The sequence below is a fragment of the Micromonospora sp. NPDC050276 genome, from assembly GCF_044459545.1.
GTDB lineage: Bacteria > Actinomycetota > Actinomycetes > Mycobacteriales > Micromonosporaceae > Micromonospora.
On the sequence record NZ_JBITJA010000014.1, the window covers coordinates 137,781 to 151,285 of the forward strand.

13 protein-coding genes and 1 pseudogene are annotated in these 13,505 nt (G+C 69.9%); 13 read left to right on the forward strand and 1 reads right to left on the reverse strand.

All coding sequences use genetic code 11. The features are described from left to right. Positions 1-8: 8 nt before the first annotated feature. From ACIBF8_RS26355 to ACIBF8_RS26405, 11 genes and pseudogenes are all read left to right on the forward strand, one after another. Complete coding sequence (locus ACIBF8_RS26355) at positions 9-686, forward strand: glycosyltransferase family 2 protein (RefSeq protein ID WP_396786452.1); 678 nt, start codon at positions 9-11, stop codon at positions 684-686. Beyond that, positions 683-1,363 carry a DUF2064 domain-containing protein gene (locus tag ACIBF8_RS26360; protein ID WP_396786453.1) on the forward strand — a complete coding sequence of 227 codons (681 nt, stop codon included), beginning with the start codon at positions 683-685 and terminating at the stop codon, positions 1,361-1,363. Before ACIBF8_RS26355 ends, ACIBF8_RS26360 begins: the two co-directional genes overlap by 4 nt. Then, the gene (locus ACIBF8_RS26365; RefSeq protein WP_396786455.1) at positions 1,360-2,073 is read left to right on the forward strand and encodes a methyltransferase domain-containing protein; all 714 of its coding nucleotides are present in this window, start codon (positions 1,360-1,362) and stop codon (positions 2,071-2,073) included. The genes ACIBF8_RS26360 and ACIBF8_RS26365 overlap by 4 nt, the downstream gene beginning before the upstream one ends. Then, positions 2,070-3,236 (forward strand): molybdopterin-dependent oxidoreductase, encoded by a 1,167-nt coding sequence (locus ACIBF8_RS26370; RefSeq protein ID WP_396786456.1) that lies wholly within the window; start codon positions 2,070-2,072, stop codon positions 3,234-3,236. Before ACIBF8_RS26365 ends, ACIBF8_RS26370 begins: the two co-directional genes overlap by 4 nt. Next, positions 3,233-3,658 (forward strand): hypothetical protein, encoded by a 426-nt coding sequence (locus tag ACIBF8_RS26375; RefSeq protein ID WP_396786457.1) that lies wholly within the window; start codon positions 3,233-3,235, stop codon positions 3,656-3,658. Before ACIBF8_RS26370 ends, ACIBF8_RS26375 begins: the two co-directional genes overlap by 4 nt. Positions 3,659-3,702: 44 nt before the next feature. Continuing rightward, positions 3,703-4,542 (forward strand): S-methyl-5'-thioadenosine phosphorylase, encoded by an 840-nt coding sequence (locus ACIBF8_RS26380; RefSeq protein WP_396786459.1) that lies wholly within the window; start codon positions 3,703-3,705, stop codon positions 4,540-4,542. Between the two features lie 57 nt (positions 4,543-4,599). Next, the gene (locus ACIBF8_RS26385) at positions 4,600-5,190 is read left to right on the forward strand and encodes a DM13 domain-containing protein (protein WP_396786460.1); all 591 of its coding nucleotides are present in this window, start codon (positions 4,600-4,602) and stop codon (positions 5,188-5,190) included. Positions 5,191-5,578: 388 nt separating this feature from the next. Then, positions 5,579-6,925 carry a ricin-type beta-trefoil lectin domain protein gene (locus ACIBF8_RS26390; RefSeq protein WP_396786462.1) on the forward strand — a complete coding sequence of 449 codons (1,347 nt, stop codon included), beginning with the start codon at positions 5,579-5,581 and terminating at the stop codon, positions 6,923-6,925. Positions 6,926-7,034: 109 nt separating this feature from the next. Continuing rightward, positions 7,035-8,330, forward strand: a complete 1,296-nt coding sequence (locus ACIBF8_RS26395) for a ricin-type beta-trefoil lectin domain protein (protein ID WP_396786464.1) — start codon at positions 7,035-7,037, stop codon at positions 8,328-8,330. 150 nt (positions 8,331-8,480) lie between these two features. Next, positions 8,481-8,761 (forward strand): annotated as a pseudogene (locus ACIBF8_RS26400) (transposase); the annotation flags it as partial. Between the two features lie 225 nt (positions 8,762-8,986). Then, positions 8,987-10,045, forward strand: a complete 1,059-nt coding sequence (locus ACIBF8_RS26405) for a helix-turn-helix transcriptional regulator (protein ID WP_396786466.1) — start codon at positions 8,987-8,989, stop codon at positions 10,043-10,045. Here ACIBF8_RS26405 and ACIBF8_RS26410 read toward each other — a convergent pair. After that, positions 10,039-10,911: a glycoside hydrolase family protein gene (locus tag ACIBF8_RS26410; protein WP_396786468.1), complete on the reverse strand. Its 873-nt coding sequence runs from the start codon at positions 10,909-10,911 to the stop codon at positions 10,039-10,041. The two genes, ACIBF8_RS26405 and ACIBF8_RS26410, sit on opposite strands and share 7 nt — an antisense overlap. A 427-nt stretch (positions 10,912-11,338) precedes the next feature. Here ACIBF8_RS26410 and ACIBF8_RS26415 point away from each other — a divergent pair, with 427 nt between their 5' ends. Together ACIBF8_RS26415 and ACIBF8_RS26420 are read left to right on the forward strand one after the other, a co-directional pair. Beyond that, positions 11,339-12,550 (forward strand): helix-turn-helix domain-containing protein, encoded by a 1,212-nt coding sequence (locus tag ACIBF8_RS26415; protein ID WP_396786470.1) that lies wholly within the window; start codon positions 11,339-11,341, stop codon positions 12,548-12,550. 176 nt (positions 12,551-12,726) lie between these two features. Next, positions 12,727-13,065 (forward strand): hypothetical protein, encoded by a 339-nt coding sequence (locus tag ACIBF8_RS26420; RefSeq protein WP_396786477.1) that lies wholly within the window; start codon positions 12,727-12,729, stop codon positions 13,063-13,065. Positions 13,066-13,505 lie beyond the last annotated feature (440 nt).

Consider the following 13,505-nt stretch of genomic DNA (forward strand, 5'->3'; position numbering starts at 1 on the left):
TCACCGGTATGCACACAACGATCGACGTGGTGCTGCCGTGTCTGGACGAGGCGGCCGCACTGCCTGCCGTACTGAGCGGGCTGCCACCCGGCTACCGCGCCATCGTGGTCGACAACGGCTCCACGGACGGTTCGCCGGTCATCGCGGCCGAGCACGGGGCCCAGGTCGTCCACGAGCCGAGACGCGGGTACGGCGCGGCCGTGCACGCCGGCCTACTGGCGGCGGACGCGGACCTGGTCTGCGTCCTCGACGCGGACGGCTCGTTCGACCCAGCCCAGTTGTCCGGGCTCGTCGCGGCGGTATCCGACGGTCGGGCTGATCTCGCCGTGGGGCGGCGTCGCCCGGTCTCGGCAGCTGCCTGGCCGTGGCATGCCCGCGTCGGGAACACGCTGGTCGCGGCGCTGCTGCGCCGTCGCGGTGTGCCGGTGTACGACATCAGCCCGGTCCGGGTGGCCCGCCGGGCGGCGCTACTGGGGCTCGGGGTCAACGACCGCGCGTTCGGCTATCCCCTGGAACTACTGCTCCGGGCGGCCGAGGCGGGCTGGCGGATTGTCGAGTTCGACGTCGCGTACGCGCCCCGGGCCGCCGGCACCAGCTCGAAGGTCTCCGGTTCGGTCCGGGGCACGCTGCGGGCGACCCGGGACTTCGCTGGAGTGCTGCGCGCCGACGTCGGTGGTGGCCGGTGAATGTCCTGCTCCTGGTCGCGAAGGCACCGGTCCCGGGGCTGGCCAAGACGCGCCTCTGCCCGCCCGCTGATCCCCGGCAGGCCGCCCGGATCGCGGCGGCGTCGCTGTTGGACACCCTCGCGGCGGTACGCGCCACCGCGTCGACCATTCCCGTGCTGGCCCACACCGGCAGGTTCGCCGATGCCGAGTACAGCACCGAGCTGAGCGCCGCGCTGGCGGGCTGGCACCTCCTCCCGCAGCGCGGCGGCTCGTTCGCCGACCGCCTCGCCAACGCTCACGCCGACGCGGCTGCGGCGTTTCCGGGCCTTCCGGTGCTGCAGATCGGCATGGACACGCCGCAGATCCGGCCGGCCCTGCTCACCACCGGGCTGGAATTGCTCGCCGAGCACGAGGCGGTGTTCGGGCCGGCGCTCGACGGCGGCTGGTGGGCGCTCGGGTTCCGCGATCCGACGTACGCGCGCGCGTTACGCGAGGTCCCCATGTCGGCCGGCGACACCGGGAGCCGTACCCTCGCCGCTCTGCGCCAGCACGGCATCCGCCCGGCGGTCCTGCCCGTCCAGCCGGATGTCGACGACTGGTCGACGGCGTTGGCGGTCGCGGCCGACCTACCCGGCACGCGGTTCGCGGATGCCGTCGCGTCGGTCGGCGGCCAACTGGTGAACGGATACCCCCGGTGACATCGACCATCAGTCTCGACGGCTTCGCTGTGGTACTGGGCGGCCTCGGCGGGTGGCCCGCCGACCATGACGCCTTCGGTACGCCAGTCGCCGAATCGCCGCAGGCCCAGCCCGAGTATTGGCTGGTGCACACCGACGGACGACGTGACCTGTTGCCGGTCCGACGCTGGCACGGCCCGCCCGAGCCGGCAATCGAGTCTCTCGCCGCCCGCTGCACCGGGCCCACCATCGATCTCGGCTGCGGCCCCGGCCGGCTGACCCGGGCACTCGCTCAGCGCGGGCTCGTGGCACTGGGGGTGGACATCTCCGCCGAGGCGGTACGTCTGACCCAGGGCCGAGGCGTGGTCGCCCTGCGGCGGGACGTCTTCGAACCACTTCCCGGCGAGGGGAGGTGGGCTCATGCCCTGCTCGTCGACGGCAACATCGGCATCGGTGGCGACCCGGTCCGACTGCTGCGCCGGTGCGGCTCCCTGATCGCGGCCGACGGAACGCTGGTGGTCGAGGTGGAACCCCCGGGAGCCGGGCTGTGGCAGGGACAGGCGTACGTCCTGTCCGGATCGTCCGGCGAAGGGGCACTGCGGGGACCGGCGTTTCGATGGGCGCGGGTCGGGGCGGAGGCGGTGGCCCGTACCGCCGCCGCCGCCGACCTGCGGGTCGCCGACCATTTCCGGTTCGGTCCGCGCTGGTTCGCCGAGCTGGCGCGCTCATGATCCGCCGGCCACGTATCCCCGCCCCCGAGGACTTCGCCGCGCCCTCGCACTCACCACTGGTCGCCGCCCGGCTCGGCCTCTGGCTCGGGGTGGCGTTCGGGCTGTGCTTCGGCACCGGACTGCTCAGCCACTACATCCAGCACCCGCCGGGCTGGTTCACCTGGCCGACCCGGCCGGTCAACCTCTACCAGATCACCCAGGGCCTCCACGTGCTATCCGGTGTCGCGGCGATCCCGTTGCTGCTGGCCAAACTGTGGAGCGTCTACCCCCGACTGTTCGTCCGCCCGCCCGTGCGCCAGCCGATCCGGTTGTCCGCTCACACCCTGGAGCGGATCTCCGTCCTGGTACTGGTCTGCGCCGCCTTCTTCGAACTGGTCACGGGCTTGTTCAACGTCGCCCAGTCGTACCCGTGGGGATTCTTCTTCCCGACGGCGCACTACGCGGTCGCCTGGCTGGTGGCCGGCGCGATACTGCTGCACGTCGCGGTGAAGCTCCCGGTCGCCCGCGCGGCGCTGAACACACCACTGCGGCACGCGAGAGCGGTGGAGGCTGCGGCACCGGCGAGCGACGATCGCGACTCGTTCGAGAGACGCGCGTTCCTGCGTGCGTCGGCGGGCGTCGCCGGCATCGCCGTGCTGGCCACCGCCGGGGTCACCGTGCCATGGCTCCGTCGGGTGTCGCCGCTGGCGTGGCGTTCCGCGTCCGGCCCGCAGGGCATACCGATCAACCGTACGGCTGCCGCCGCGCACATCGTGGTTCCAGCGGACTGGCGACTGGAGATCGTCTGGCCGGGCGGGCGGGACACTCTGTCCCTGGCCGACCTGGCGGCCCTGCCACAACGCACGGCGGAGCTACCCATCGCCTGCGTCGAGGGCTGGAGCGCCTCGGCCCACTGGACCGGCGTGCCCGTCGTCGAGCTGCTCCGACGGGCCGGCGCACCGACCGGCCGACCGGTCCGGGTCACCTCACTGGAGACCGACGGCCTGTACGCGGCCAGCACACTCCCGGCGGTCCATGCCCGCGACCCGCTGACCCTGCTCGCCCTGCGGATCAATGGCGAGCAGCTGTCGCCCGACCACGGTTACCCCTGCCGACTCATCGCTCCGAGCCGGCCGGGAGTCCTCCAGACCAAGTGGGTGGCCCGGCTGGAGGTACTGCGGTGAGAGCCGTCCGACTGCTCCTGCTCGTGCTCGGCGCCGCGGCCACGGCGTACGGCGGTTGGCTGCTCCTCCCCCAGCTCGGCACCACCCTGCCATGGCTGATCGGCGGCCCGGTGCTGCACGACGTCCTGGTGGCACCGCTGGTCGGCCTGGTCGGGCTGGTGCTGGCCCGCCTGGTGACGAACCGGATGCGCCGGGCCTGGATCGGTGCGGGCCTGCTGGCCAGCGCCACGTTGCTGCTGATCGCGGTGCCCCTGCTGTGGCGACCACCCTCGGCACCTCCGAACCCGGGCCTGCCGGACCGCAACTACCCGCTGGGGCTCGCCGTCGGGCTGGTTGTCGTCTGGGCCGCGATCGTGGTCGTCCTGGTCGTCGCCGCCGCTGTCGACCGGCGCGGCACGGCCCGACGAACCGACCGTCCCTGAGCCCGCCCCACGCGTTCTCCACTCTTCGCCCACAAGGGGTACCCATGTCAGCAGGAGAGATCAGCACGACCGATCGCGCGCCGATCGGCGTGATCGGCGGATCCGGCTTCTACGAGTTTCTCGACGACGTCGCCGAGGTCACCCTCGACACACCGTACGGACCACCGAGCGACTCGCTGTCCGTCGGGAGCCTCGCCGGACGGCCGGTGGCGTTCCTGCCTCGCCACGGACGCCGGCACACCCTTCCCCCACACCGGATCAACTACCGGGCCAACCTGTGGGCGCTGCGAGCGATCGGCGTCCGCCAGGTCCTCGCACCGGGCGCCGTGGGCGGCCTGCGCCCGGATCTGGGCCCCGGAACCCTCGTCGTACCGGACCAATTGGTCGACCGGACCAGCGGCCGCGAGCAGACCTACTACGACGGGCAGCCAGGCACGGACGGGCAACTCCCCCAGGTCGTCCATGTGCCCTTCGCCGACCCCTACTGTCCGGTCGGACGGGCCACGGTCCTCGACTCCGCCCGCGCCGCGGGTTGGCAACCGGTCGATGGTGGAACCATGGTCGTCATCGAAGGGCCCCGATTCTCCACCCGCGCCGAGTCACAGTGGTACGGCCGGCAGGGTTGGTCGGTCGTCGGGATGACCGGCCACCCCGAGGCGGTGCTGGCCCGCGAACTGGCGCTGTGTTACACCGCGTTGTCACTGGTGACCGACCTCGACTCGGGCGTCGAGGTTGGTCACGGCGTGACCCAGCAGGAGGTGTTCACGGTCTTCGCCCGCAACATCGACCGCCTGCGCCTCCTGCTCGGCGACGCGGTGCACATGTTGCCGGCGGACCAGGGGACCTGCCCCTGCGACCAGGCTCTGGCAGGTACGTCGTCGTAAGAGTTCCGAAAGGGTTCGCGGCCCGTTCGACGACGACCGTGGCCGTACGCTGCGGGGGTGGGAAAACGGATGTTCCGATCGCCGGTGGTTCGGGCCGGTCTCGCCTGCGCCGTCGTCGTGGCGATGCTGGCCCTCTACTGGTTCCAGCCGTGGAAGCTGTTCACCGACACCTACGTCGACGACGCGCTTCCCGACGTAGCGACGACATCGGCCGCCCCGACCCCGGCGACCCCGACCCCGACCCCGGCGATCACGACGCCGGCCCCCACGGCCTCGGCATCCACCCCGGCGGGGAACGAGATCCTGACCGTCGGCGAGTTCGTCACCCATGAGCACCAAACGACCGGCAGTGCCGAGATGCACCGGCTCGCCGACGGACGCCACCAGCTCGTCATTCGAGACCTCAACACGTCGAACGGCCCGGACCTGCGGGTGTGGCTGACCGACCAGCCCGTCCTGCGCGGCACGGCCGGCTGGCGGGTGTTCGATGACGGCAAGTGGGTCGAGCTGGCAAGGCTCAAGGGCAACAAGGGCAACCAGGTGTACGAGCTACCGGCGTCGGTCGATCCACGCGACTTCCGGAGCGTCTCCATCTGGTGCAAACGGTTCGCGGTCTCCTTCGGCGCGGCCGATCTCAAGGACGCCTGACCGGGCCTGACCGGGGCCTGATCGGGCCATCCGGGCCGCAGCGCGCCGGACACGGCATTGACATCTTTCACTGCGCGATCTAGCGTCGGGGCGAATCGATTCGACGCCGAGCCGGGTGCTCCGGCACCGATCCGGCGATCGGTCGCGTGGCGTTCGGGCACGCCGCGTGGCCTCCATCGGTTCGACGACCGACTGGTCCTGCGTGGGCGGCGAGACCAGTAGCGGGAACCTGGGTCGATGAGCCGGCCGGGCGCCAGGCACATCGCGTCTTCTGGGGTTCGTCCGCGGCGAACCTGGTCGACGGGGTGATGTGCAGTGGCACGTCTTGGCGGCGCCCGGGTTGCCGTGGACCCCCTTTCAATTCGTGGCGAGTGGCGGGAGCCCCTTCATGACAGGACGTAGACCCATCCTTGGTCTTCTCGCGACGGCGGCGGCCGCCGTCGTGACCGTGAGCGCGACGGCACTGGCCGGTGGTCTGAGCACCACCGCGTCGGCCGCGAACATCGGCGCGGCCGCAGCGACCGCCGGGTGCGGCAAGGCGCCCACCTTGACCAGCGGCCAACGGTCCATCCAGAGCGGCGGCCAGAACCGTAGTTTCATCCTGAGGATTCCTGACAACTACGACAGGAGCCACCCGTACCGGTTGATCTTTGGATTCCACTGGAACGGCGGCACCGCCAACGACGTCGACGGCGGTGGGGCCGACGGAGCAGCCTGGTCCTACTACGGGCTGCGACAGCAGGCGAACAACAGCACCATCTTCGTCGCCCCCCAGGGCAACGGCAACGGCTGGGCCAACCCCAGCGGCCAGGACGTCACCTTCGTCGACGACATGATCAGGGTGATCGAGGCGGACCTCTGTGTCGACACCACGCAGCGCTTCGCGCTCGGCTTCAGTTACGGCGGAGGCATGAGCTATTCGCTGGCCTGTTCCCGGCCAGGTGTCTTCCGCGCTGTCGCGGTCTACTCCGGCGGGCAGCTCAGCGGGTGCAGCGGTGGCACCCAGCCGGTCGCGTACATGGGAATCCATGGCATCGGGGACCCGGTGCTCAACGTCTCCGCCGGACGGTCCCTGCGTGACACGTTCGTGCGGAACAACGGGTGCACCGCACAGAGCCCGCCCGAGCCGAGGGCAGGCAGCCTGACCCACATCACCACCACCTACTCCGGCTGCCGGTCCGGCTATCCGGTGGTGTGGGCCGCCTTCGACGGCGGGCACACCCCCGGCCCGGTGGACGGCGGTGGCGACAGCGGAGCCAGGACCTGGACCAAGGGCGAGGTGTGGAGGTTCTTCACCCAGTTCGGTAGCACCGAACCCACCCCGCCACCGACCACCCCGCCACCGAGCGGCACGTCGGCCCTGCGCAGCACGTCCTCCGGACGGTGCCTCGACGTCAACGGCGCCGCGCAGACCAACGGCACGGCGGCGATCATCTGGGACTGTCACGGCCAGAGCAACCAGAGCTGGACCTCGACCGCCGCCCAGGAGCTGCGCGTCTTCGGCGGCAAGTGCCTCGACGTCAACGGCGCCAGCACCACGAACGGCAGCTCGGTGATCATTTGGGACTGCAACGGCCAGTCCAACCAGAAGTGGCGACTCAACACCGACGGCTCGATCACCGGAGTTGGTTCGGGCCGGTGCCTGGACACGGTCGGCAACGGCACGGCCAACGGCACGCGCATCCAGATCTGGGACTGCACCGGCACGGCCAACCAACGATGGAGCCGGAGCTGAGCCCGGCGATGCACCCGGGAGGAAACCGGTTCAACCGATGTCCGCTCATGCACAAGGAGGCCTAGCTGTGCCACTTCGCAAACTGTCCGCCCCTTGGCTGGGGGCAGCCATGGCGGTCATGGTTCTGATCGCCGTCGGCATGTACGTCGTCATGACTGTCGCACCGGCCGCCGCAGCCACCACGGCCGGCTGCGGCAAGGCGCCCGGACTGAACAGCGGCACCCACACCATCCAGAGCAGCGGGAAGAGCCGCAGTTTCATCCTTCGGCTGCCCGACAACTACAACAACACCTACGCCCACCGGCTCGCCTTCGGGTTCCACTGGCTGGGCGGCACCGCCAGTCAGGTCGCGTCGGGCGGAACCGACGGGGCCGCCTGGGCCTACTACGGCATGCTCTCGCAGTCGAACAACACCACGATCTTCGTCGCCCCGCAGGGCCTCAACAACGGCTGGGGCAACTCCAACGGTGAGGACGTGACCTTCACCGACGACATGATCCGCGTAATCGATAACGCCCTCTGTGTCGACACGACCCAACGTTTCTCGGTCGGATTCAGCTACGGCGGCGCGATGAGCTACTCGCTGGCGTGCTCCCGACCGACGGTGTTCCGTGCGGTAGCGGCAATCGCGGCCCCGGGCCCGATCAGCGGATGCAGCGGCGGCACCCAGCCCGTGGCGTACCTGGGAATTCACGGCATCAACGACAACATCCCGAGCGGACGGTCGCTGCGCGACAGGTTCGTCCGGAACAACGGTTGCGCCGCGCAGAACCCGCCCGAGCCGAGGGCAGGCAGCCTGACCCACATCACCACCGCCTACTCCTGCCAGCCGGGATATCCGGTGGTCTGGGCCGCGTTCGACGGCGGCCACCAGCAAGGTCCAGTGGATGGGTGTGCCGGCTGTGAGAGTGGCGCACGGAGCTGGGTCAAGCAGGAGGTGTGGAGGTTCTTCACCCAGTTCGGGTCGGACGTGCCGCCCACCACTCCCCCGCCAACGACCCCGCCGCCCGGCCGGCAGAACGTGCTGATCGCGGGGAGCCAGTCCGGCCGATGCATCGACATCCCCAACTCGAGCACGAGCAACGGCGCTCGCGCCCAACTCTGGGACTGTCACGGCGGCACCAACCAGCGCTGGACCCATACCGCCAACCGCACCCTGACCGTCTACGGCAACAAGTGCCTGGACGCCAGCGGGGCAGGCAGCAGCAACGGCACCGCTGTCATCATCTGGGACTGCAACGGCCAGGCCAATCAGCAGTGGAACCTGAACTCCAACGGCACCATCACCGGAGCCCAATCGGGGTTGTGTCTCGACGCCGTCGGCTCCGGCACGGCCAACGGCACACAACTTCACCTCTGGGCGTGCCACGGCGGCGCGAATCAGCAGTGGAGCACGCGCACCTAGACAGTGCCCGCAAAGGAGCAAAATGTCGGCTGAGGTAGCGCCGGGTCGCCGGTGCTGCCCGGCGCGGCGCTCAGATCAAGCCGAGGCCAGCGGAAGGTGACAGGTCAAAGGCCACTTCCCGGAAACGGGAGGTGGCCTTTCTGCTGTCGTACCGTCCGCGACGACGTTCGGGCGTGGCTGATCGAGCAGCTCGGCCACCCCGACGCCGTGCTGGCCACCGACGAGACCGGCTTGCTGAAGAAGGGCGTGTGCCCCGTCGGTTGCAGCGGCAATACACGGGCACCGCCGGGCGTGTCGAGAACAGCCAGGTCGGCGTGTTCCTGGCCTACGTCACCCCGCATGCTCGGGCGCTGATCGACCGCCGGCTCTACCTGCCCGAGGCGACGTGGTGCGCCCAGGCCCTCGCCGTGGCGCTCCCACCGGAGCACATCCTGCACTGGTCAACCTGGCGACGAACATCCCAAGCCCGCGCCCGCCGAGCCCACTACCAGCACAGACAAGCCAAGTGACGTTGGGGCACTGGGACGGATGTGTGGGCGGGGACTACGCTGCCCGGCATGCCGGCTCGCGGGACAGCACAGCGGTTATCTCGGAGGCATCGGCGGGTCCTGGCCGAGGTTACGGAACTTTGTTCGTCCGGTCTGCCCTCGACTACGGTGTACGGCCGTGCCGACGCGCTGCTGCGCCCGGTGCTGGGCTATGACGGCGTCTGCTGGCACGACAGTGACCCGGCCACCGGGTTGGTCACCTCGGTCGTCAGTCCGGATCTGCGGCTGTCGGACTTCCACGCGGCGGTCGAGCTGGAAGTGTGGGGCGACGACATCGCGACGTTTCCGGTGATCCGGCGCAGTGGCCGGGCGGCGGAAACGCTGAGCCGGGCCACCGGGGGACGACCGGACCGGAGTCTGCGGTACCGCGACCAGATCCGGCCGGCCGGCTACGGCGACGAGCTGCGCGCGGTTTTCGACAGCCGGGGCGGCCGGTGGGGCTGCGCGGCGTTCATGCGGGCGCCGGACCGGGGCCACTACCGGCCCGAGGAACTGGCGCTGGCGAACGCTGTGGCGCCGTTGATCGGTGCCGCGCTGCGGCGCAGCATAGCCGAGGCCGGTGCGGCCGGGCCGATCACTTCAGACGGAGCGGCCGCCCACGCACCGGCGGTGCTCGTCGTCGGGCCGAACAACCGGGTGCTGCACGCCGACGAGCGGGCAGAGGAGTTGCTCGGCCAGCTCTGCGGTGACACCGCCGTGCTGTTCGGCGTGCCGCTGCCGTTCGTCATGGCGGCCGAGCACGCCCGCGCGGTCGTCGCCGGCCGACCTGTTCCGCAGCCACCGCTGCGGGCCCGGACCACGGACGGTCGGTGGCACGTACTGCACGCCTCGCTGCTCGGTCGGTCGACGCGATCGCCCGTCGCCGTGGTGATCACACCGGCCAGCCCAGCCGAGCTGATTCCGGTCACCTTCGCCGCGTACGGCTTCACCGACCGCGAGGCACAGGTCGCACTGTATGCGGTACGGGGCCTGAGTACGGCCGAGATCGCCGCCGCCCTGCTGGTCTCGCCGTACACCGTGCAGGACCATCTGAAGGCGGTGTTCGACAAGGCCGGGGTGCGCAGCCGCCGCGAGTTCGTGGCGATGCTGCTGACCGCCGACCGGGCGGACGCCCTCGTGGCCGCTGCGGCCATGGGCGCCCGCCCGGTTGTCACCGGAGGTCAGTAGCAGTTGACAACGGCGATGTCGATCCAGTGGCCCTCGTAGTACACCTCGATGTGGTTGATGCGGCAGCTGATGGGCGTGGGCGAGCCTCCACCGACGGTGGCGCCACTGGTGTCCGGCATGGCCCAGACGTTGCCGGGGTAGTTGACGTGGTTTCCGCCCGGCGGCGGAGCGGCCGGAGCGTCACCGGGCTGACACATCGCACCCTGACGCATGAGCTTGATGTCCTGGACGGCCCTGTTTCCGACCTGGGTGGCCCACAGCGACTGGCTCATCGCCCGCGCGGCCGCCTCCCAGTTGCCGACGTTGACCGCGTTGATCATGTTGCGGAATCCCCGGAATCCGGCCGGCCCGAGGTTGAACGCCATGTCGATGAGTACGGCCTGCCGCGACGGGGTCAGCGAGTCGAAGTTGTAGATGTAGCGCTGCACGGTGGCCGCCGCCGCGACGAAATCGGCCTCGAAGAGGGTCGCGATCTGGTGCGGGGTGAGATTCTGGGTGCCGGCACGAACCGCGTCGTAGCTCGCCCCGATCTTGGTAAGTAGCTCACGGGCGTCGGGCCGGTCGAGGTTGAAGCCGACCCCGACGGTCGGATGTCCCTTGGTGTCGACGTAGACGTGCGGGTTTCCGGCGAGACCGTTCGGGCTTTCGTGGCTGGCCACGAAAGCCCGCATCTCCTCCGGCGTCATCTGCTGTCCCTGCTGTGGCTCCTCGGGCTCATCCCCCGGCAGCCCGGGCCGTGGCCCGGGACCACCCGTGGCCGAGCAGTCCACCACGTAGGCCAGGGCCGGCGAGGGAGTCAACGCCACCGGCACCAGCACGGTTGCTCCGAACAACAACGCCGCCAACAACGATCGTCTCTTCTGCATACGTGGATTCTTCGGTAGATCATCACGCCCCCGATATCCCAGAGATCTGGGAGACACGTGACTCGGAACCGGTGCCCGTTACCAGTCAGTCCGGACTGATCCTTGTGGGCCGGGCCTACCCGGGAGCCGATGGCGCCGCCGGCGACAATGGACACATCCCGCGTTGTCCTGTCGCGGGATCGTCAATCGCGCGGAGGGTCCGTCAGGGTGCGGAAAGTCCTCACAAGCCATCGGTGACGCTCTCGGCGACCGGAACGGTGCCAGCAACGAGCCCGAACGAGGATCGCCGCCGACGGCGGAGTGCGGATCGTCGCCCGAGGCGGCGCGCGGCGTGTCAGGGGTTATGAGGCGGCAGACAGGCCGGTAGCGTTGGGTGGCACGGCGGCCTGGGCGCCGACGGTGCGTCGCGCTGCGAGGAGGTCCCGGGATGGATTCCTTACCGGAGTTGACTTTCGGGCAGCGGCTGAAGGTCTACCGGGAGCGATCCGGAAAGACCCGCGCGGTGCTCGGGGGGTTGGTGGGGCGTAGCGCCGAGTGGGTCAAGGCAGTGGAGACCGATCGCATCCTGCCGCCGCGCATTCCCATGCTGGATCGCATCGCGCGTGCTCTCAAGGTGGAGGTGTCTGCCTTGGTCGGAGAGTTGAGCGCCCGGTCCGCCATGGTCAACGGGCCGGAGCATCCGGCGCTGGCGTCGGTTCGGGACGCGGTGAACCGCTTCGCAATTTCCGACGAGGCTTCCCCAGAGTCGTTGACGAGCCTGAGCGAGCGGCTTGCGATGGCATGGCGGGCACGCCATCAGGCGACGGATCACCGTACGGTGCTGGGCGGGTTGTTGCCAGGCCTTCTGCGCGACGCGCAGCGCGCCGCGTTGGCGTACGAGGATGGTGAGCGTCGACAGGCTCAGGCCCTGTTGGCGGAGACGTTCGGGCTGACGCAGATGTTCCTCGCCTATCAACCCGCTGCCGAGTTGCTGTGGCGGGTCGCGGACCGTGCGATGGTGGCGGCGCAGGAGTCCGGTGACGCGGAGGCGGTGGCGTGCGCGGGATGGTTTCTGTGCCAGGTGCATCGGGATGCCGGTGACTGGGACACCGCGATGGCGGTGACCCTGGACCTCCTGTCGGCGCTGGAGCCGCGCACGGTCGACGGGACCACGAACCTGTTGGCGCTCTGGGGCGCGTTGAACTTCGAGGCTGCCTACACGGCCGCCCGTGCTGGTGAGGAAGGCCGGGCCTGGCGGTACTGGGATCGCGCGGACCGGGTGGCGCAGCGCCTGCCGCAGGGCTTCTATCAGCCGCAGACGTCGTTCTCACAGGTCATCATGGGCGCTCATGCGGTGACCGTGGCGGTGGAGTTGCAGAAGTCCGGTGAGGCGGTACGACAGGCACGCCGTCATGATTCCGCGGCGATCCCGTCGAGGCCGCGCCGGGCACGCCATCTCATCGAGGTCGCGCGGGCGCACTACGGCAAGGACGACAAGGAAGCGGCCGTGATGACTCTCCGGCAGGCGTACGAGTCGGCCCCGGAGACGATCCGCTTCAACGGGTACGCCCGCCAGATCACCTTGGACCTGCTCGACGGCCCACGTTCCACGCGTGACGACCTCCGTGACCTTGCGATCAAGGTCGGGCTGCTCTCGTGATCCAGGGGTAGGAACCTTACCCATTCCGCTCCGCGGCCCACCGTAGCTTCTTGCTCACGGGATGCGGCGGCGATGCGGATATCGCCTGGTCGCCGCATCCCCCTCAGCTTCGAGGGCAGGGAGCCGCCCTCGTGCTCGAACGAGGGAGGGTCCGTGCGGCGCGTCTCGTATGACGAATACCTCTCGGCCACCGCGCTGACTCTCGCCCGCAGGCATCGGCCGGTGTGGTCATGGCGGCTCCGGCGGCATATCTGCCGCTGCGGAGCCGACCTGCCATGCCGTGCCCAGCACCGAATTCCGATCAATCGTGGCCACTGGCCGCAGGAAGGCGAGCAGTGAGTAACGGGCAGCAGAAGGCGATCACCTCGGTGCACCTCCGAGGGCTGGACGGCATGTGCAGCGGCTGCCGGACGTGGTGGGCAAGGCTCACGCCGTACCCGTGCTGGCAGGTCGAATGGGCGACCAGCCGCCAGGCACGGACGATCACCGCTCGCTTCCTGGCGAATGTGCGGTGACCGTCCACGGTCCGGTCATGCCGATCTGGAACTGCGGCGGCTGCGGCCTGCCCTGGCCTTGCCTGACCCGGAAGCGCGAGCTGCGCGCGGAGTATGCGGATGCCCCAGTGTCGCTGGCTCTCTACCTCGGGTCCTACCTCGTCCAGGCGACCGAGGACATGCCCTGGAGACCGGCCGGCGTGCTGCACCGCCGGTTCCTCGGATGGGCCAGGGAGGTCGAGCTGTCGAGGCCAGCAGTACAGCAGCCAAGTACAGAAACGGTGCCAGCCGAACCGAGCCGAGAGGCGCGTCGGCAGACCAGCCGTGGGCCTTGGTCCGCTGGTGGTGTTCGTCGTGTCTCCTGGCTGTCAACGCCGCTCCAAACCTGACCACCGTGGTCCGGCTGAAACTGGACCACCTCGGTTGGTTGATCTTTAGTCGTTGGTCTTATTTGCTGCAGG

Excerpts from the sequence above, each read along its gene's own strand:
- ACIBF8_RS26355 (WP_396786452.1), top strand. The coding sequence starts at position 9 with ATGCACACAACGATCGACGTGGTGCTGCCGTGTCTGGACGAGGCGGCC.
- ACIBF8_RS26370 (WP_396786456.1), top strand. The coding sequence starts at position 2,070 with ATGATCCGCCGGCCACGTATCCCCGCCCCCGAGGACTTCGCCGCGCCC.
- ACIBF8_RS26380 (WP_396786459.1), top strand. The coding sequence starts at position 3,703 with ATGTCAGCAGGAGAGATCAGCACGACCGATCGCGCGCCGATCGGCGTG.
- ACIBF8_RS26390 (WP_396786462.1), top strand. The coding sequence starts at position 5,579 with ATGACAGGACGTAGACCCATCCTTGGTCTTCTCGCGACGGCGGCGGCC.
- ACIBF8_RS26395 (WP_396786464.1), top strand. The coding sequence starts at position 7,035 with ATGGCGGTCATGGTTCTGATCGCCGTCGGCATGTACGTCGTCATGACT.
- ACIBF8_RS26410 (WP_396786468.1), bottom strand. The coding sequence starts at position 10,911 with ATGCAGAAGAGACGATCGTTGTTGGCGGCGTTGTTGTTCGGAGCAACC.
- ACIBF8_RS26415 (WP_396786470.1), top strand. The coding sequence starts at position 11,339 with ATGGATTCCTTACCGGAGTTGACTTTCGGGCAGCGGCTGAAGGTCTAC.